This is a genomic window from Brucella sp. TWI432, from assembly GCF_039674445.1.
Classification (GTDB): Bacteria; Pseudomonadota; Alphaproteobacteria; order Rhizobiales; family Rhizobiaceae; genus Brucella; species Brucella chromiisoli.
Genome location: NZ_JBDJNL010000009.1, coordinates 29,434 through 48,031 on the forward strand (window position 1 = coordinate 29,434; position 18,598 = coordinate 48,031).

Sequence of the window (18,598 nt, forward strand, 5' to 3'; positions counted from 1 at the left end):
GCAAAAGTCAACTAAAATACCATCAAAGAATATAAAAATGCTTATTATTTGTATTTTATTGTGCTTCCTCCAACACCAATGCGTGAATTTACTAAAATCATAGCCAACTAATGTCTAAATTGTTCTGTTAGAATTCGCTCATCCCAAGAATGATTTTGATCAAACAAGATCGCAACCTGACTGTCCAGATCTTCGCGCACTGTGACTGATCTTACTGATTTAACCTCGTTGTTATCAGCAACCGCATTCACGGGGCGCTTTTCCGTTTCAAGCACATCCATGCGCACGGTCACATGTTTTGGCAAAAGCGCGCCACCCCACCGGCGGGGGCGAAATGGGCTGACGGGTGTCAAGGCGAGTAGAGGCGCTTCCAACGGCAGAATTGGCCCCTGTGCCGAGAGATTATAGGCGGTAGAACCCGCAGGCGTGGCAACCATCACGCCATCGCAGACAAGTTCATCAAGCCGTATCTTGCCATCAATGGTGATCCGAACCTTTGCCGCCTGATAGGATTGCCTGAAAAGCGACACTTCGTTGATTGCCAGCGCCTTGAAAGGCGGCGCATCTTCCGTCTCTGCAATCATTTCGAGCGGGCGGATCGTTTCCTTTTGTGCGGCGAGAATGCGCGTGGGCAAATCCTCAATGCTGAACTCGTTCATGAGGAAGCCGACCGAACCACGGTTCATGCCATAGACAGGCACCCCGCTATTCATGAAATCTCGCAGTGCCTGCAACATGGTGCCGTCGCCCCCGAGTGCCACGACAACATCCGCATCCTCAGCCGCAACATGCCCATAGCGCTTCACCAGCTCTTTTTGTGCAGCCAGTGATTCTTCTGTTCCAGATGGTAAAAAGTGAAGCGCCAGAGATTTATCGTTCATATTATTCGGTTCCAATGCGCCCAAAAAGATGCTGTTTCCACAGGCTTAATGGCTATCATATGCAAAACCTGCTGACTATTCCCTGCTCGATGTGAATTTTTGCTTTACACGCGCCAGAATTATGCTAATTCGACGCCAGTGCTGCCCTTATAGCTCAGTTGGTAGAGCACCTGATTTGTAATCAGGGGGTCGGGAGTTCGAGTCTCTCTGGGGGCACCACTTTAAACAGTTGTGTATGAACACTGTATTTTTTCAAAAAAAATAACTTACCCTGTAATAGATGTCAGCCATTATCGCGGCTATATTTACGCTCAATACAACTATTGCCTCCATAATAATTGTATATTAAGCTTGATGAATATATCAAATGATCACTTAGGCTGATTAATCATGCATCAACGGCGTATCTGCATTTCCGTCGTCACGAGGAACAGGCCTAAGATGCTCTGTAATCTGTTTTCGTCTTTGGCTTCTATTCAGAAGCCAAACGATACAGATGTATCCTTCCTTGTCGTCGAGAATAACGCCTCCCCTACGCTTGATGGAACCATCGAAGATTTTCGTGCGCTTATGCCAAACGATCCGATCGACTATGTTGTCGAGGTCATTTTAGGCATATCATCGGCGCGTAACCGTGCGCTGAACCACGCGATTGAACAGGGCTTTGATTATCTTGTCTATGTGGATGACGACGAGTTTGTAGAGGCAGACTGGCTCGTGAAACTTTTTTCAGAGCGTGACCGGCTTGATCTCGATATTGTCGGCTCTCCAGTAAGGCCGAAGCCATTTGATGAGAACCTGACAATTGTTCAGAAACTTGTTTGGTCGGGGATCGAACGCAGTGGCTATAAATCCGAGCGCAAGTGCCGACAGAAATGCGCAATGGGGCGTGGCGATTCGATCAAAGTTGCGACGGGAAGCTGGATGGGAAAACTGGACTTTTTCCGCGAGACCGGTTTGCGTTTTGATTCCCATTTTGGCCTGACTGGCGGCGAAGACTGGAACCTCTGGACGAAAGCAAAGTCGCTTGGCGCCAAAACCGGTTGGGCTTGTGATGCCATCGTCTACGAAACCGTACCCCCGTCTCGCCTGACACTGAGCTATCATTATCGCCGCAATCGCGATCATAATATTACCGAGTTCGGTGCGCGTTATCGGGAAAACCCCAATAAGACACTTAAAAAGCTGCCGCTCAAGATTGCAGGCCGCGGGTTAAAGTTTTTAGGCGCAAGCCTCTCCATACCGTTCAGGGGCGGCCAAGGCCTTGTTTCAGCGGCCACGGCTCTCGGTGGCGTCGTTGGTCTGTTTCAGGGGTGTTTTGGAAGAAAATCTCTTCATTACGCCAATACGACTGGTTTTTAATGCCAAATAGAAAAAGCACCACGCAATGCGAGGGGCTTCTCTGTGACTATTAGAGCATGTCACGGAAAAGTGGGGACCGCCTTCGCGGGGAAATCAGTCCAACCGGACTGATTGCTATTCCCGCCACGATCCGACAACGACATGCGTTAAAATAAGAAGATAGAGTGAGCGTATCGGGTACGATTAAGCGCAACACGCTTTAGTACCAGCCGACAGCGACCTGTGCTTCTTCCGACATGCGGTCAGCAGACCATGGTGGATCGAAGGTCATGGTGACTTCGACCATGGAAACACCTTCGACAGCTCCAACCGCGTTCTCGACCCATCCCGGCATTTCGCCTGCAACCGGACAGCCGGGAGCCGTCAGTGTCATTTCGATTTTAACCGTGCGGTCATCTTCGATGTCGATCTTGTAGATCAGACCGAGCTCGTAAATATCCGCTGGAATTTCAGGGTCATAGACCGTCTTCAACGCGCTGATGATGTCATCGGTCAGCCGAAGCAGCTCTTCCTGAGGAATAGCAGAGGCGGAAAAAACAGACTTTCCATCCGCCGATGCATTCACATCATCGGCTTTGGCTTCAGTCTGTTCCTGAACTTTTTGCTCGGTCTCGGTCATCCGAAAAACTTCCTTGCCTTTTCCAAGGCTTCTGCCAGCACGTCAACTTCAGCACGGGTGTTATACATGCCAAAAGATGCACGGCATGTAGAGGTAACGCCAAAGCGTTTCAAGAGTGGCTGTGCGCAATGCGTGCCCGCACGCACCGCGACCCCTGCCCGGTCAATAACCATCGAGACATCATGCGCGTGAATGCCATCAAGCGCAAATGAGATGATCGCACCCTTATCGGGCGCATTGCCATAAATGCGCAGTGAATTGATCTTACCCAGTTGCTCATGCGCATAGTTGCGCAAGTCTTCCTCGTGGGCTGCGATCGCATGACGGCCGATCTTTTCCATATATTCAAGCGCTGCGCCTAACCCAATCGCCTGAACGATTGGTGGTGTGCCAGCCTCAAAACGGTGGGGCGGATGATTATACGTGACGTTTTCCTCCGTCACTTCTTCGATCATTTCGCCACCGCCCTGAAACGGGCGCATCTTTTCGAGCATTTCAGCACGACCAAAGAGAACGCCGATGCCTGACGGGCCGTAAACCTTGTGGCCAGTAAACACATACCAGTCACAACCCAGTTCCTGCACATCAACTGGCATATGGACAGCACTCTGACTGCCATCGACCAGCACCGGAATACCGCGTGCATGGGCCAGTTCAACGATCTTCTTGATTGGTGTCACCGTGCCAAGCGCATTGGACATATGGGTGATTGCCACAAGCTTCGTGCGTTCGGTCAGGCGCTTTTCAAATTCCTCAATATGAAACACGCCTTCGTCATCCACCGGCGCGAAGACAAGCTTTGCACCCTGCCGCTCACGGATGAAATGCCACGGCACAATATTGGAGTGATGCTCCATGATCGACAGAAGGATTTCATCACCCTCACCGATATTGGGCATACCGTAGCCGTAAGCGACCGTGTTGATCGCTTCGGTGGCATTTTTCGTAAAGACAATTTCGTCAACAGAGCCAGCATTCAGAAAGCGGCGAACGGTTTCGCGCGACTTTTCGTAAGCATCTGTGGCAGCATTCGAAAGAAAGTGCAGGCCGCGATGCACATTTGCGTATTCATTTGCATAGGCATGTGTGACAGCGTCGATGACGCTTTGCGGCTTTTGTGCAGAAGCACCACTATCCAGATAAACAAGCGGCTTTCCATGAACCTGTCGTGACAGGATGGGGAAGTCTCTGCGGATCGCTTCAACATCATAGCGCGCTACAAGCGGATTCTTATGATCCATGACCGTTCCTTCTACCCTTGAGGCAGAAAAGGCGGAGCAAGCATGACTCCGCCTTGTTCAATCAAGCGTGGGCTGCAAGCCAGTTCGAGAGCACGTCTTCCAGCGCCTCAACCAAAGCTTCGTTTTCCAGCTCTTCTATCAGTTCGGCGATGAATGCTTTAATCAGCAAGCCGCGTGCTTCATTTTCCGGAATACCGCGCGCCATCAAATAGAAGAGGTAGTCTTTCGACAGCTCGGTAACCGTTGCACCATGGCCGCAAGCCACGTCATCAGCGAAGATTTCCAGCTCTGGCTTTGCATCGAACTCGCCATCATCCGATAGAAGCAGCGTGTTGCAGGCCATACGCGCATCGGTTTTCTGGGCGATCTGTGCAACACGGATCATGCCCTGGAAAACGCCGCGTGCGCGATCCTTGACCACGTTGCGGATAATCTGGGTCGAACGCGTGTTCTCAACCAGATGTGCAACCGTCATGGTGACATCGGTGTGGGAATCGTCTGCCAGCAGATTGAGGCCGCGAAGCTCGAAATCCGAATCTTCGCCTGCCACTGTCAGATGCACTTCCTGCCGAACCAGCTTGCCGCCAGCATTGACGATGTAAAGCGTGAGCTTCGAACCTGTGCCAATGGTTGCGTTGAACTGAGCAAGCTGCGTTGCCTGACCAAAATCACGCAGAATAACCCAGATGACATCAGCGCCATCGCCAACGCTCACATGGCTGACAGAGGTTGAGAAAGCATCGCCTTCGCCACCTGACTGACGTTCAATGATCGTTGCCTTGGCGTTCGCCCCAATTTCAACAGGAAAGCGCGTGTGGCCCTGCCCGGTCTTCTGGATGTTCTGAAGTTCAAGTGGTGCTTCAAGCTCAGTGTCAGCCGCAATCGACAATCCCCAGCCGTCGCTGACATAGGCAGCGTTGATCTGGCCAATCGTATCATCGGTTCCCCGAGTGTTAAGCTGCGAAACGAGCGAACCATCAGCAAGCCGGTCACGCACGGCAGTCAAGGTCACACCTTCCGGTGCCTTGGCTGCAAGCGTTGCACCATTGCTCACCGCAATGACAGAAGAGCCTGCCAGCAATGCGGGAAGCGCATTGGTGCCTGCACTCGGGTTGAAATCAGCAACGCCTTTGAGCAACGTTCGGAAATCCGTGTAATGCCAGCTTTCAATGCGGCGCGACGGAAGACCGTTCACTTTCAACGATTCCAGCGCATTGTCACGTGCAACCACGACATCGGCATTGCCCGGAAGCTCGCCCATACGGGTCGCGAAACTGTCGATCAGTGCGCTTTCGGCTTGCGTCCTTGGCTTTGAGGTCTGGATATTCATAATCCGCCTCCTTAGGCTACTTCGCCAATAATGTCGGCGTAGCCGTTTTCTTCAAGGTGATTTGCAAGGGTCTTGTCACCCGACTTGATGACTTGCCCCTTGTAAAGAACATGCACGCTGTCTGGAACGATATAATCAAGCAGACGCTGATAGTGGGTGATCACGATCACAGCCCGGTCTGGCGAACGCAGCGCATTCACACCATCGGAAACGATCTTCAGCGCATCAATGTCGAGGCCGGAGTCTGTTTCGTCGAGAACGCAGAGGCTTGGCTCCAGAAGCTGCATCTGAAGAATTTCAGCGCGCTTCTTTTCGCCGCCCGAGAAGCCCACATTGAGCGGACGCTTGAGCATGTCCATATCGATGTTAAGGCCGCCAGCCGCTTCCTTCACGCGCTTGATGAATTCAGGAATCTTGAGTTCTGGCTCGCCGCGCGCTTTGCGCTGGCTGTTCATGGCAACCTTGAGGAATTCCATCGTGGCAACGCCTGGGATTTCCATCGGGTACTGGAACGCAAGGAAGATACCCTTGGCAGCGCGTTCAGCAGGATCCAGTTCGAGGATCGACTCGCCATTATAAAGGATGTCGCCTTCGGTCACTTCGTAATCATCCCGACCTGCAAGGATGTAGGACAATGTCGACTTGCCGGAGCCGTTCGGGCCCATGATGGCGGCAACTTCGCCCTTGTTTACGGTGAGGTTCAGACCACGGATGATTTCGGTATCCGTGTCAGCGATTTTTGCATGAAGGTTCTTGATCTCAAGCATGGGTATAAACCTTGTTCTTGTACCAGGAAAAGGCTGGTCAGAAAAATTGGAGAAAGGCAGTTAAAGCGCGTCGGATTAACCGACGCTGCCTTCAAGCGAAATGCCAATGAGCTTCTGCGCCTCGACGGCGAATTCCATTGGCAGCTCCTGAATAACTTCCTTCACAAAACCATTGACGATGAGGGCGATTGCCTCCTCTTCCGGAATACCGCGCTGCATAACGTAGAACAGCTGGTCTTCGGAAATTTTGGAGGTGGTTGCCTCATGCTCAAACTGTGCCGTGGCGTTTTTCGCCTCGATATAGGGCACGGTATGCGCTCCGCAATCGTTGCCGATCAGGAGACTGTCGCACTGGGTGAAGTTACGGGCATTTTCAGCCTTACGATGGGCTGAAACCTGTCCGCGATAGGTGTTGCTGGAATTGCCGGCCGAAATACCCTTGGAGATGATGCGGCTCGACGTGTTCTTGCCAAGATGAATCATCTTGGTGCCGCTGTCGATCTGCTGATAACCGTTGGACACGGCAATCGAATAGAACTCACCGCGCGAATTGTCACCGCGCAGAATGCAAGACGGATATTTCCACGTTACAGCGGAGCCTGTTTCAACCTGCGTCCACGAAATCTTGGAATTATCACCACGGCAATCGCCACGCTTGGTCACAAAATTGTAGATACCGCCCTTGCCGCTGCTATCGCCCGGATACCAGTTCTGAACAGTCGAATACTTAATCTCAGCGTTTTCAAGCGCGATCAGTTCAACAACGGCTGCGTGGAGCTGGTTTTCGTCGCGCTGTGGTGCCGTGCAACCTTCGAGATAAGAGACATAAGCGCCTTCTTCCGCGATGATCAGCGTGCGTTCAAACTGGCCCGTATTTTTTTCATTGATACGGAAATAGGTCGAAAGCTCCATCGGGCAACGAACGCCCTTTGGCACATAGACGAACGAGCCATCGGTGAAGACAGCCGAATTCAGCGTCGCATAATAGTTATCCGAAACAGGAACAACTGAAGCGAGATACTTCTGAACCAGTTCAGGATGCTCGCGAATGGCTTCCGAAATCGAGCAGAAGATCACGCCTGCTTTCGCAAGCTCTGCCTTGAAAGTCGTGACAACCGAAACACTGTCGAAGACCGCATCAACGGCCACACGGCCCGATGCATAAACATTGTCCGATGGATTGCCATCAATTTCACTCGGCTCGCCCTGCTTACGCACACCAGCGAGAATTTCCTGCTCGCGCAGTGGAATACCAAGCTTTTCATATGTACGCAGCAGTTCGGGATCGACTTCATCAAGTGAAAGCGGACCCGACTGATTCTTCGGAGCGGAATAGTAATAGGCGTCCTGAAAATCGATCTTTGGATAATCGACACGCGCCCATTCCGGCTCTTCCATAGTGAGCCAGCGTTCATAGGCCTTCAGACGCCACTCCAGCATCCATTCCGGCTCGTCTTTCTTGGCCGAAATAAAGCGAATGATATCTTCGTTGAGGCCTTTAGGGGCTTTTTCGGATTCGATTTCCGTCTCAAATCCGTACTTATACTGGTCCACGTCCAAGCCGCGAACCTGATCAATGGTCTCCTGCACTGCAGGCATTGGCGTTCTCCATCCTCGTCGAATTCAAGGTCCGACAGTTGCAAACGTCAGGGCGATGATAGTCACTATCCTCGCCACAATATAGTGTGCGTGACGCTTCTTTAAAACCTCTCTAAACTAAATTTCAAGCCCAGCTTTAAATTTGCCGGTAAAATTCAAGAATAATTTACAGAGATAGGCCCGATTACGCACTTAACTGGCCTTTGAGCGTTCATGACGGGCGACGATTTTTCCCAAAACGTCAAGAAACTGATCAACAGATTCGATAGGCGCATTGGGCTCAAGCGAAACACGGATCGCTCCCGGACCGTCTTCATGGCCCATAGCAGCCAGCACATGGCTTGGACCGACCTTCCCCGAAGAACAGGCTGAGCCTGCCGAGAGCGCTATGCCGCCAAGGTCGAATGCGATTTGAACGGTTTCAGCCTTTTGCCCGTCGAGCGAGAAGAATGTTGTGTTGGGCAGCCTATCAACGGATTTGCCGTGGATCGTGGCACTTGGTGCGATCTCCATAAGCCCCGCTTCAAGCCTGTCCCGCGCTTCAAACGACCAGCCATTGCCGTTCAGGCGTGCATGCGCAATATCTGCGGCGGCACCAAAGCCTGCAATCAACGGCAGCGCTTCCGTACCCGCACGATGACCTTTTTCCTGACCACCGCCACGAACGAGCGCCTTCGGCATCATAAGATCAGAGATTGCGATCACAGCACCAACGCCCTTGGGACCACCGATCTTGTGTGAGGAGATTATCAGATAATCGCCACAACCCTCTGTCATATCGATCTTAATGCGTCCTGCGGCCTGTACCGCATCAACGACAAAGATGCCGCCTGCGGCTTTCACCGCTGCCGCAATTTCGCGTATTGGCTGAATGACGCCAGTTTCATTATTCGCGGCCTGAACAGCGACAAGTGGCAAGCCCGCGCTCTTATCGTGCGCTCTCAAAGCCAGCTCCAGAGCATCAAGACGAAGGCAACCATATTCATCAACAGGAAGAATCGTGATGTTTTCCGGTGCAAATTGCCCGCCGGCCAGCACACAAGGATGCTCGGTCGCACTGACATAAAGATGGGACAGGCGTACCGGCGAACGCCCCATCATATAGACTGGTGTTAGAAGTGTGGATGCGGCTTCGGTGGCGCCAGATGTAAAAAAGACGTGGTCAGGCCTGGCATTCACGAGGGCTGCCACACTGCGACGTGCCGATTCGACCAGCCCACGCGCCATGCGCCCCTCACGGTGAACGGAGGATGGGTTGCCCACAATGCCCAATGCTTCGATAACCGCATTGCGTGCTTCATCGAGCAAAGGCGCACTGGCATTATAATCCAGATAGAGCCTCTTGCCGGTTCCGATCACCGATACTATCTCCTAAGCAACATCATAAAGTGGCCTCAAGCGCAATTTTCTTGAATTTTCAATCCAGAAAAGCCTATTAAGCCACATCAGGTACTGAACTTTGGTCCAGTCTAACGAAATTTCCAATCGGTTTTAGAAGCGGCGCACACTCACGTCAAGTTCGCCATTTTAAAGCCGATCTTCCGATCACCAGCGGAGTACACATGCCAGAAGTCATTTTCAACGGCCCTGCCGGACGCCTTGAAGGCCGCTATCAGCCTTCGCGCGAAAAGAATGCGCCTATCGCTCTCATCCTGCATCCGCATCCGCAGTTTGGCGGAACAATGAACAACAAGATCGTCTATGATCTGTTCTACATGTTCCAGCAGCGTGGTTTTACAACGCTTCGCTTCAATTTCCGTGGCATTGGCCGCAGTCAAGGCGAGTTCGATCATGGCGCGGGCGAATTGTCAGATGCTGCCAGCGCGCTTGATTGGGTGCAGGCTCTGCACCCTGATTCCAAGAATTGCTGGGTTGCCGGTTATTCGTTCGGCGCATGGATCGGTATGCAGCTTCTGATGCGTCGCCCGGAAATCGAAGGCTTTATTTCGGTTGCACCACAGCCGAATACCTATGACTTCTCGTTCCTTGCACCTTGCCCATCATCCGGCCTGATCATTCATGGCGATCAGGACAAGGTTGCGCCGCCAAAGGATGTGCAGGGATTGGTTGATAAGCTCAAGACACAGAAGGGTATCAACATCACGCAGAACACGATGCCGGGTGCAAACCACTTCTTCTCCGGCATGGGTGATGAACTGATCGACGAATGCTCGGAATATCTGGAACGCCGACTTGCTGGCGAACTGGTTGAAATTCGTCAGAAGCGTCTACGTTAAACAAATAAAATCTGACTCTTGTTAAAGCCCGGTGATTGTTTTCACCGGGCTTTTATTTTTGGTGGAAGCGCAAGAACACCGCCTGAAACAGGCTTATCGCAACCTGTTGTGTTTGGGTATGTCAGGGGCAGCCCACGCATGGAACGCACGGCCAGATAGGCCCATGCTTCCGCTTCCATCGCATCCCCATCAAAACCGGCTTTATCCGCATCCAGCACACATGCGCCTTCGCGCTCTGCAAGTGCGGTCAGCTCCGCCATAATGGCTGCATTCTTGCGTCCGCCACCACTGATCACATAGGTCCGTGGCTTTGCAGGCAGATGCGAAGCCGAGCGCAGAATGGCGGCGGCACTCACATAGCTAAGTGTGCGCGCACCTGTTGCAACGCTTGCCTCATCTTTCGCTGGTACAGCAAAATCGCCACGGTCCAGTGACCGGCGATGGTTCCCCTTGAAAAAGGCGTGATCAAGATATCTCAGAGCCAAGAGCTTATCCACGGTGCCGCTCATGGCTGTAATACCGCCGGGGTCAAAGCTACCCTGTTGGTGCAACTCCATCCATTGGTCAATCAGCATATTGCCCGGTCCACTGTCATAGGCCATCAGTGAACCATCTTCGCCAACATAGGTGAGGTTGGATATGCCACCAATATTGACGAAAACAACCGGGCCTTCGAGACCAAACGGAAGATTGGTGGCAAGCGCTGCATGATAGGCAGGAATAAGCGGTGCACCTTCGCCGCCGTGCTGCATATCTTCGGCACGCATGTCATAGACAACAGGAATGCCGGTTTCTGCCGCCAGAAGCGGTCCATCTCCGATCTGGACAGTCAGCGCCTCACGCGGACGATGCAACACGGTTTGGCCATGAAATCCGATCACGTCAATGTCTTCTGGACTGAACGAATGTGCGTATAAAAAATCCTGTATTGCGACCGCATGAAGTAATGTCTGGTCATGTTCAAGCTGTTTAAGAACACCGGGCCGCGCATGGCGATCCGTGATGCCTCGCGCATCAACAAGCGCGGCCTTCAAACGTGCCCGAAACCCGTCCGAATAAGACGCCGCACTGGATGGCCCCCGCTCAACCCAGTTTTCGCCATCGGTGGTCAAAAGCGCAATGTCGATACCATCCATGGAAGTACCGCTCATCAACCCTATTGCGCGTTTCAAATCGACCATACCGGAGTTTCCTTGTTATTCCCGCTTGAATGATGTTAAAGGCAAAATATCATAAGGCGGTAAGCACTTGATTACTGTTATTTCCATTCTCGCCTAACCAGTCAGGAAAAGGGCATGTCCGGTTTTAAATCCGATTTTCTTCGCACGCTTTCCGAGCGCGGCTTCATTCATCAAATGTCTGATGAAACAGGCCTAGACGAATTGTTGGCCAAGGAAACTGTGACGGCTTATATTGGCTTTGATCCGACAGCGCCAAGCCTTCACGCTGGCGGTCTGATCCAGATCATGATGCTGCACTGGCTGCAACAGACCGGACACCGCCCTGTAGCTCTGATGGGCGGCGGCACTGGCATGGTGGGCGATCCATCCTTCAAGGATGAAGCGCGCAAACTGATGACGGAAGATACAATTGCTGAGAATATCGCAAGTATCAAACGCGTCTTCGCAAATTACCTGAGCTTCGGCGATGGCCCAACCGATGCGCTGATGGTCAACAATGCCGACTGGCTGCGCGACATCAACTACCTTGAATTCCTGCGTGATGTTGGCCGCCACTTCTCGGTCAATCGCATGTTGTCGTTTGATTCGGTCAAGATGCGCCTTGATCGCGAGCAGTCGCTTTCGTTCCTCGAATTCAATTATATGATCCTGCAAGCCTATGATTTTGTAGAGCTCAACAAGCGCTACGACATCCGTTTGCAAATGGGTGGCTCGGATCAATGGGGCAATATTATCAACGGGATCGATCTCGGTCACCGTATGGGAACGCCGCAGCTTTATGCCCTCACCTCGCCTTTGCTCACCACGGCATCGGGCCAGAAAATGGGCAAATCGTTGGGTGGCGCGATCTGGCTGAACGCCGATATGCTCAGCGCCTACGACTTCTGGCAGTATTGGCGCAACACGGAAGATGCTGACGTAGAACGCTTCTTGAAGCTCTATACGACATTGCCAATGGATGAAATTGCAAAGCTTGCTGCACTTGGCGGCTCGGAAATCAACGAAGCGAAGAAGATACTTGCTACCGAGATCACCGCAATCCTGCATGGGCGCGATGCTGCGGAAGAAGCGGCAGAAACCGCCCGCAAGACTTTTGAAGATGGTGAACTGTCGCAGAATCTTCCAACCGTCGGCGTTCATAAGGCGACACTCAATGACGGTATCGGCGTGCTGGCTTTGATGGTGCTTGCAGAACTTTGCACCACCAATGGTGAAGCCCGCCGTCACATCGAAGGTGGTGCCGTGCGCATCAATGATGAAACGGTCACTGATCCACGTTTGAGCATCAATGCAACAGCGCTCAACGAGCAAGGCGTCATCAAGGTGTCACTTGGCAAGAAGCGCCATGTGCTTATTCGCCCTGCGTAATCCAAACTAAAGATGAAGAAAAGCCGGGTTTTGCCCGGCTTTTCTTGTTGTGATCAGAACTCAAAAATGGAACGGAAAATACCCGGCGCGATGATTGAGATCGGATTAACAATCACCTGCGGCTGCTTGGCACTGCCTTCAAGCTTAAAAGTAATACCCAAAAGACCACGATCCCGTCCATTGCCCAAAAGCGCTCCGAAAATCGGCACTTCACCAAAAATGCGGTTTACGCCATAAGCAGGCATGAATGTGCCGGTGATCGACATATTGCCGCGCGGATCATACAGCGTTCCCTGAAAAGTCGTTCCGACTGACGGACCACGGACGACGCCTTTCGAAAGCTTCATATAGCCTTCGCCCTTTTCAATCAGAGAAAAACCGCGCTCAATATCAACCCGCGACACGTCAATATCACGTTTAGCAGCCTGGCTAAGACTGGCGCCGCCCGTATTTGGAGAGCTCGTAACAATCTTTGCCAGTCGGGGCTCATTGATGATTGCAAAATTACGAGCGTCAATCTGACCGCTTAGAGGTCCATTGCCCTGTCCCGCGAGGCCGACAGTGATCTTGCCACCGCGCATTTTGTCATAAAAATCAAAGAACCGCAAAACCGCACCGGCATCATTGGATTGTAACGATACTGATCGTGCGTCACCCTGATCATTATTCGTTGCGACAAAGGTTTCGCCAGAAGAGGTGATCGCATTGACCGAAACGCCGGAAATCTTACTTCCTGCATTCTCGTAAGAAACGGCGACATTGCGCAGCTTCTCATCGTTGAAGCCAGTGACCTCATCAATCTGCGCACTCACAATCACGCGGGGGCTTTTGCCACCCGAGGCTTCAGTCTTTTTCTGAAGGTCCGACACTTGCTTGATGATCGACCGGGCATCAAACTGCGATCCGCGCACCGTTACACGATAGCCGCCCGTTCCTTTCGTCGCTTTCACGCTCATGCGATCTGAACGCGTGAGACGTATGTCGTCGAAATCAGCAGACTGCAAATCACCGCCGACAATTGACAGATTGCCCTTCGCGCCGAAGGCATGGCCGGTCAAAACCAGATTGCGAATATCGATCTTGCTATCTGCGTCACCGCTTCTAACCAAATCGAAAGTCGCCTTGGCCGGAACCCCGCTCCCCTTGCGCCAGCCAAGCCAGGGCAAATTGATCTGCGTCTTGTTCAGATCGGCTGCAACATGCCGCTTGCCATTTTCTTCCATGCCAAGATCAACGGAAATCGGTCCAGTAAACAGGTCTTTCAATCCGGGCAACACCTTGCCACGCGCATTATCGTCAAGCTCAAGCCTGATATTCTGTTCGCGTTTAGCTGGGCCAGAGCGGTCCACAGGCTCGGTCATCGATATTTTTGCAGGTACCCCGTCAAGCTTGGCATCGGCTGAGATAAGAGCAACGGATTGATTGACCTTGATGCTGCCATTTGCATTGGTAACGGTAGAGCCTCCGACCGGCTTGGAAATGGCAAGATTCGTAAATCCAATATCAGCATCCCATGTCAGCGTGCCGGGTGGCGCTCCTTTGGAAACAGCAAAGCCGACCTTAACATGGGCTTTCACATCACCTGTCGCATCTTCCGGCTTAAAAGGAACGTTTTTGAGAACATCAATGGGCTTTTTACCGGCAATCTCGGCAATCGCCGCAGCTTCGCCCGAAACGAGCAAATCAAGTGTAGCGATTACTGGCCGTTGCGGCCCCCACGGAATAATCAGCGTTCCGTCTGAAACCATCGCTTTGCGATTATCCGGAGTATAGGCAACGCCCTTTGCCAGCTTGATTGTTGTATGCGCGCCACGCACTGAAATGCTTCCTGCAACATCGCGCACCGGCGGCAGTTCTCCGATCACATCAAAACGCGTATCGGCCACATTGAAATCGGCCTTGATCTCTTCGCCTGTCAATGGCGGCGGCAAACCGGGGCCATTAAAGCGCCCCCCTGCAAGCGAAATATCAATGCGGCTGTCTTTCAACGTGCCGCCAAAGAGGTTTTTGAGAACCCATTCACGTGCACCATCGGCAACATCGATCGGCCAGAGATGTTTTGCGTCCGCAACCGGCATTTCAGGGATGCGCAGCATGAAGATCATTTCTGGCGAACCATCGCCAAACCCCATGCTGCCCTGTCCATAAAGTTCGCCATTATTCGTCTTAATATCCAGATTAGAGAATTGAAGACGCTGTTGATTAGCCAGAAAATGGCCGGCGATCCTCACGCCGAAAGCCAATTGCGGATCATTTGATTCTGCTGGCATGCTGGTGGCGGAACTGGTCACCACTTCAAATCGATAATCAGGACCGCCGCTTTTATTTGTTTCGTCCGGTTCCGGGCCGAAAGCACCATTAAAGGCCGCAGTTAAACCACCCAACTGCAAGCGCGACGGCTTGATTTCAATTTTCCCGCTGCCAACAGAATGCTCTATCAGCAGCACCGCATTTCCGCGCACATCCGAAACGCGACCAACCTCTATATTGATGTCATCAGCGATGAGTTGCGCGGTCACGTGCTCAGGCACATCCCCATTGGCAACCTTGCCAGACAAAGCAAGGCTCGCCGTGGCTTTTAAATCGAAATGCGCAGGATTGGCTCTGTTGCCATCGATAATGGCTGCAACTTCCTCCGGTGAACCCAGATCAACCGGCAAATTGCTGATCTTGATCTGAAAGCCATCCAGATCATTCTCATGGCCTTTGCGATCTATGCTGCCATCAACCGAAATTATCTGATTATGCCATACGACACTGCCGCTCACCGAGATTTTTCCCGAATCCTCGACAAGCCGAAGCTTTTTCACGTCAATGCTTTGCTGCTGATCACCGGTTTTAAAACGGATTGTGGTGTTGAGCAGCCCGATAGCCCGAGTGTTCTGGTTCTGCAGCAATTCAAGATTGCGGCGCATAGTGGAAAAAAGCTCGCCCGAAACGGCGTCGAAATCAATATAACCCCGCTTGTCATAGGGGAGCGATTTCCAGAATCCTGCCCCCTCTTGCTCTGGTAAATCGAAGGCTGCGCCATCGATCTCAAGTTCGGCAACACGAATCTTGCCCGTCAGCAGCGGCAATGGTGCCAAGCCCAGTCGCACCGATTTGATATTTTTGATTTCAATGCCCTGTCGCGGATCATTGATCGAGACGTTATTCGCCTCCATTGCAACGAGACTGTTCTGATCAAGCGATAATCCGGCACTGCCGATCGTTGCAGATGCATCTTTTCCGAGCAGAAGGCTAAGGCTCTTTTGCGCCTCGTCGCGCAGAAGGTCGCTGTTCACGCCACCACGCAGGATCACAAACCCCACACCACCAACCAGAACCATAAGGATGCACAACGATAAAACGGCGTGCGAACACCACCGCAAAAACGAACGTCGGGGACGACATAACGGAAGCACGCCGCCCTCATCGCCTTCAATGGCGAGGCGTTCGATTCTCTTCATCTCCCGCTTCGTAAAGCGAATTTTGCGCGGTTTATCTGTCAATATTTGAGCCGAACCCGTAATTTCTGCAAATGCTCACCCCTGCAATGCGGATTATAAAAACTCCATATCTATCTGTTTTTATTCCATTTATGCATATTAGCCAAACCGTTGATCGCTTTGTTTAACACCCTCGTGTCAGATGTTGCGTGGCATGGTTCGACAGGTCTGGACAGTTGCACAAGCTCACCCTGAATGCGATAGCTTTAAATGTAAATGTAACAGGCAGTTTCCCCGTTTATCCATAAAAGAAAGGCGCAGATATGGCTCGTCCCCAAGTTGGAGATCAGGCACCCGATTTCACATTGCCTTCAGACAACAGCGATACGATCACTCTTTCATCGCTGAAGGGCAAACCGGTCGTTCTTTATTTCTATCCAAAGGATGACACTTCGGGTTGCACGAAAGAAGCCATCACCTTCTCACAGCTAACGCCGGAGTTCGACAAAATTGGCGTCCGTATCATTGGCGTCTCGCCAGACAGTGCGGAAAAGCATGCGAAATTTCGCAAAAAGCATGCGCTGCGTGTCGATCTGGCAGCAGATGAAGGCAAGACTGCGCTCGAAGCATACGGCGTATGGCTTGAGAAAAGCATGTATGGCCGGAAATATATGGGCGTTGAACGGACGACGTTTTTGATTGATGCCGATGGCCGTATCGCCAAAATATGGGAAAAAGTAAAAGTCGATGGCCATGCTCAGGCTGTGCTTGAAGCAGCGCAAGCACTTTGAGTGTGAAAGCCTCGCATAAGGTTCGTTTACCATGATAGCGTGAAGTCGAATCAACAATTGAGGATGCGAAGACAGCAGGCATGGCGCAAAAGTGGAACAAGACAGAGAAAGCAAAGCGCGAGAAAGGTCACAGTGATCCTATCGCGCCGTCTGTTTCCATAAAAAGAGCGCATATAGCATTGCTTGGCTTTATGGTTGTGTGTGCGGGCATTGGAGCAAGCATCTATAGCGGATTTGAAAAGGCTCCTGACAATGAACAGGGCCTTGATAAACCAAATAGCAAGGTTGCAGCGATCTTGAAGAGGCCGACCACGATGCAGCCATTGCCCGAAATGCCTTCAGAGGCACCTCCTGGCGTCTCCGCCCGGCCCGAACTTTTCACACCTGAAGACGCGCTTATGATTAAAACGATTGATCCTATTATCACAGGCCCCCGCGCATATAAGCCACGCGCTGGGTCCAAGAATTCCTGAAAGACACAAAAAAACCGGCACAAGGCCGGTTTTTTTAAATTTTAGCCGACCAAACTCAATCAATGTCCTCGATGAGTTCCGCACCGCCATTGATGCGATGCGCAAGGGCTGCTTCCATAAATGGTGTGACGGCACCATCCAGCACTTCCTGTGGATTGGTGCTTTCAACGCCGGTGCGCAGATCCTTGACGAGCTGATAGGGCTGCAACACATAAGACCGAATCTGATGGCCCCAACCAATATCCGTTTTGCTGGAATTGGCAGCATCTGCGGCTTCTTCACGCTTCTTCAGCTCTTCCTCGTAAAGACGCGCGCGCAGCATCGACCAGGCTTTTTCACGGTTCTTATGCTGTGAACGCTCGGCCTGACACTGCACAACGATACCCGACGCAATATGCGTAATACGCACAGCCGAATCTGTTGTGTTGACGTGCTGACCGCCCGCACCCGACGCGCGATACGTATCAATGCGAACATCGGCTTCCGTCACTTGAACATCGATATTGTCATCGATGACCGGATAGACCCAGATACTCGCAAATGACGTATGGCGACGCGCATTCGAATCGTAAGGCGAAATGCGAACCAGACGATGAACACCCGATTCCGTCTTCGCCATGCCATAGGAATTATGGCCCTTGATAAGAATCGTCGCAGACTTAATGCCAGCTTCTTCGCCGTAATGAACTTCCATTACCTCGACTTTGCGTCCGCTGCGTTCAGCCCAGCGGGTATACATGCGCAAAAGCATCGACGCCCAATCCTGACTTTCCGTACCGCCTGCACCGGCATGCACTTCAAGATAGGTATCATTTGCATCGGCTTCGCCCGAAAGCAGCATATCGATCTGGCGGCGATCGACCTCCTGTTTCAGTTCACGAATCGTATTTTCGGCATCCGTGATGATCGACTTGTCATCTTCTTCTTCGCCCATGGCGATGAGTTCAATGCTGTCGTTCAGGGTCTGCCTGAGACCATTAATGCCATTGATGCTATCTTCCAGCTGCTGGCGCTCACGCATCAACTTCTGGGCTTCCTGTGCATCATTCCAAAGCGTTGGATCTTCAGCTCTCTGATTCAGATAGCCCAGACGTTTGATTGCCTGATCCCAGTCAAAGATGCCTCCTCAGCAGGCTTATCGCCTGCTGGATTTCGTCAACCAGCGTCTCGATTTCCGCGCGCATGGGCAAATCGTTCCTTCAATTATTCTGCAATTTGTGGAGAAAACAAAACTCTTAAAGAGCCAGTCTCACACCCTGAACTGAACATGCAAAGCTGTTCAGGCGCCGCGGACCATAATTAGCACGCGGCACAGTGTAAA

15 protein-coding genes and 1 tRNA gene are annotated in these 18,598 nt (G+C 51.9%); 6 read left to right on the top strand and 10 right to left on the bottom strand.

Annotated features, from left to right (window positions below; translation table 11 throughout):
- Positions 1 to 107: 107 nt before the first annotated feature.
- On the bottom strand, positions 108 to 881 hold the full coding sequence (locus ABE527_RS13420) for an NAD kinase (protein WP_265983765.1): 774 nt from the start codon (positions 879 to 881) through the stop codon (positions 108 to 110).
- A 143-nt stretch (positions 882 to 1,024) separates the two neighbouring features.
- Between ABE527_RS13420 and ABE527_RS13425 the strand changes: the two genes are divergently transcribed.
- Positions 1,025 to 1,100, top strand: a tRNA-Thr gene (locus ABE527_RS13425).
- Between the two features lie 171 nt (positions 1,101 to 1,271).
- Positions 1,272 to 2,243 (top strand): glycosyltransferase family 2 protein, encoded by a 972-nt coding sequence (locus ABE527_RS13430; RefSeq protein WP_265983764.1) that lies wholly within the window; start codon positions 1,272 to 1,274, stop codon positions 2,241 to 2,243.
- A gap of 199 nt (positions 2,244 to 2,442) precedes the next feature.
- Here ABE527_RS13430 and ABE527_RS13435 read toward each other — a convergent pair whose 3' ends face one another.
- From ABE527_RS13435 to ABE527_RS13460, 6 genes are all read right to left on the bottom strand, one after another.
- Positions 2,443 to 2,862: an SUF system Fe-S cluster assembly protein gene (locus ABE527_RS13435; RefSeq protein ID WP_265983763.1), complete on the bottom strand. Its 420-nt coding sequence runs from the start codon at positions 2,860 to 2,862 to the stop codon at positions 2,443 to 2,445.
- Positions 2,859 to 4,103 (bottom strand): cysteine desulfurase, encoded by a 1,245-nt coding sequence (locus ABE527_RS13440; RefSeq protein WP_499697204.1) that lies wholly within the window; start codon positions 4,101 to 4,103, stop codon positions 2,859 to 2,861. The genes ABE527_RS13435 and ABE527_RS13440 overlap by 4 nt, the downstream gene beginning before the upstream one ends.
- A gap of 61 nt (positions 4,104 to 4,164) precedes the next feature.
- On the bottom strand, positions 4,165 to 5,433 hold the full coding sequence (sufD, locus tag ABE527_RS13445) for a Fe-S cluster assembly protein SufD (RefSeq protein WP_265983761.1): 1,269 nt from the start codon (positions 5,431 to 5,433) through the stop codon (positions 4,165 to 4,167).
- Between the two features lie 11 nt (positions 5,434 to 5,444).
- Complete coding sequence (gene sufC, locus ABE527_RS13450) at positions 5,445 to 6,200, bottom strand: Fe-S cluster assembly ATPase SufC (protein WP_265983760.1); 756 nt, start codon at positions 6,198 to 6,200, stop codon at positions 5,445 to 5,447.
- 75 nt (positions 6,201 to 6,275) lie between these two features.
- The gene (gene sufB, locus ABE527_RS13455) at positions 6,276 to 7,799 is read right to left on the bottom strand and encodes a Fe-S cluster assembly protein SufB (RefSeq protein ID WP_265983759.1); all 1,524 of its coding nucleotides are present in this window, start codon (positions 7,797 to 7,799) and stop codon (positions 6,276 to 6,278) included.
- 192 nt (positions 7,800 to 7,991) lie between these two features.
- Positions 7,992 to 9,158 carry a cysteine desulfurase family protein gene (locus ABE527_RS13460; protein ID WP_499697205.1) on the bottom strand — a complete coding sequence of 389 codons (1,167 nt, stop codon included), beginning with the start codon at positions 9,156 to 9,158 and terminating at the stop codon, positions 7,992 to 7,994.
- Between the two features lie 203 nt (positions 9,159 to 9,361).
- On the opposite strand from ABE527_RS13460, the gene ABE527_RS13465 reads away from it, so the two are divergent.
- Positions 9,362 to 10,036 carry an alpha/beta hydrolase gene (locus ABE527_RS13465; RefSeq protein WP_265983757.1) on the top strand — a complete coding sequence of 225 codons (675 nt, stop codon included), beginning with the start codon at positions 9,362 to 9,364 and terminating at the stop codon, positions 10,034 to 10,036.
- A 41-nt stretch (positions 10,037 to 10,077) separates the two neighbouring features.
- On the opposite strand, the gene ABE527_RS13470 is transcribed toward ABE527_RS13465, so the two are convergent.
- Positions 10,078 to 11,217: an anhydro-N-acetylmuramic acid kinase gene (locus tag ABE527_RS13470; RefSeq protein ID WP_499697206.1), complete on the bottom strand. Its 1,140-nt coding sequence runs from the start codon at positions 11,215 to 11,217 to the stop codon at positions 10,078 to 10,080.
- A gap of 114 nt (positions 11,218 to 11,331) precedes the next feature.
- Between ABE527_RS13470 and tyrS the strand changes: the two genes are divergently transcribed.
- Complete coding sequence (tyrS, locus tag ABE527_RS13475; protein WP_265983755.1) at positions 11,332 to 12,585, top strand: tyrosine--tRNA ligase; 1,254 nt, start codon at positions 11,332 to 11,334, stop codon at positions 12,583 to 12,585.
- Positions 12,586 to 12,638: 53 nt separating this feature from the next.
- On the opposite strand, the gene ABE527_RS13480 is transcribed toward tyrS, so the two are convergent.
- Positions 12,639 to 16,034, bottom strand: a complete 3,396-nt coding sequence (locus tag ABE527_RS13480) for an RNA-binding protein (RefSeq protein WP_499697207.1) — start codon at positions 16,032 to 16,034, stop codon at positions 12,639 to 12,641.
- Positions 16,035 to 16,336: 302 nt separating this feature from the next.
- Here ABE527_RS13480 and bcp point away from each other — a divergent pair, with 302 nt between their 5' ends.
- Positions 16,337 to 16,804, top strand: a complete 468-nt coding sequence (gene bcp, locus ABE527_RS13485; RefSeq protein ID WP_499697208.1) for a thioredoxin-dependent thiol peroxidase — start codon at positions 16,337 to 16,339, stop codon at positions 16,802 to 16,804.
- Positions 16,805 to 16,884: 80 nt separating this feature from the next.
- Positions 16,885 to 17,277, top strand: coding sequence for a hypothetical protein (locus ABE527_RS13490; RefSeq protein ID WP_499697209.1), 393 nt, complete (start codon positions 16,885 to 16,887; stop codon positions 17,275 to 17,277).
- A 55-nt stretch (positions 17,278 to 17,332) separates the two neighbouring features.
- Here ABE527_RS13490 and prfB read toward each other — a convergent pair.
- Positions 17,333 to 18,461, bottom strand: a protein-coding gene (gene prfB / locus ABE527_RS13495) for a peptide chain release factor 2 (RefSeq protein WP_265983752.1) whose coding sequence is annotated in 2 segments (ribosomal slippage) — positions 17,333 to 18,391 and positions 18,393 to 18,461 — 1,128 coding nt in all. Because the reading frame shifts where the segments join, the coding sequence is not laid out codon by codon here.
- Positions 18,462 to 18,598 lie beyond the last annotated feature (137 nt).

Excerpts from the sequence above, each read along its gene's own strand:
- ABE527_RS13420 (WP_265983765.1), bottom strand. The coding sequence starts at position 881 with ATGAACGATAAATCTCTGGCGCTTCACTTTTTACCATCTGGAACAGAA.
- ABE527_RS13430 (WP_265983764.1), top strand. The coding sequence starts at position 1,272 with ATGCATCAACGGCGTATCTGCATTTCCGTCGTCACGAGGAACAGGCCT.
- ABE527_RS13435 (WP_265983763.1), bottom strand. The coding sequence starts at position 2,862 with ATGACCGAGACCGAGCAAAAAGTTCAGGAACAGACTGAAGCCAAAGCC.
- ABE527_RS13440 (WP_499697204.1), bottom strand. The coding sequence starts at position 4,103 with ATGGATCATAAGAATCCGCTTGTAGCGCGCTATGATGTTGAAGCGATC.
- sufD (WP_265983761.1), bottom strand. The coding sequence starts at position 5,433 with ATGAATATCCAGACCTCAAAGCCAAGGACGCAAGCCGAAAGCGCACTG.
- sufC (WP_265983760.1), bottom strand. The coding sequence starts at position 6,200 with ATGCTTGAGATCAAGAACCTTCATGCAAAAATCGCTGACACGGATACC.
- sufB (WP_265983759.1), bottom strand. The coding sequence starts at position 7,799 with ATGCCTGCAGTGCAGGAGACCATTGATCAGGTTCGCGGCTTGGACGTG.
- ABE527_RS13465 (WP_265983757.1), top strand. The coding sequence starts at position 9,362 with ATGCCAGAAGTCATTTTCAACGGCCCTGCCGGACGCCTTGAAGGCCGC.
- ABE527_RS13470 (WP_499697206.1), bottom strand. The coding sequence starts at position 11,217 with ATGGTCGATTTGAAACGCGCAATAGGGTTGATGAGCGGTACTTCCATG.
- tyrS (WP_265983755.1), top strand. The coding sequence starts at position 11,332 with ATGTCCGGTTTTAAATCCGATTTTCTTCGCACGCTTTCCGAGCGCGGC.
- ABE527_RS13480 (WP_499697207.1), bottom strand. The coding sequence starts at position 16,034 with ATGAAGAGAATCGAACGCCTCGCCATTGAAGGCGATGAGGGCGGCGTG.
- bcp (WP_499697208.1), top strand. The coding sequence starts at position 16,337 with ATGGCTCGTCCCCAAGTTGGAGATCAGGCACCCGATTTCACATTGCCT.
- ABE527_RS13490 (WP_499697209.1), top strand. The coding sequence starts at position 16,885 with ATGGCGCAAAAGTGGAACAAGACAGAGAAAGCAAAGCGCGAGAAAGGT.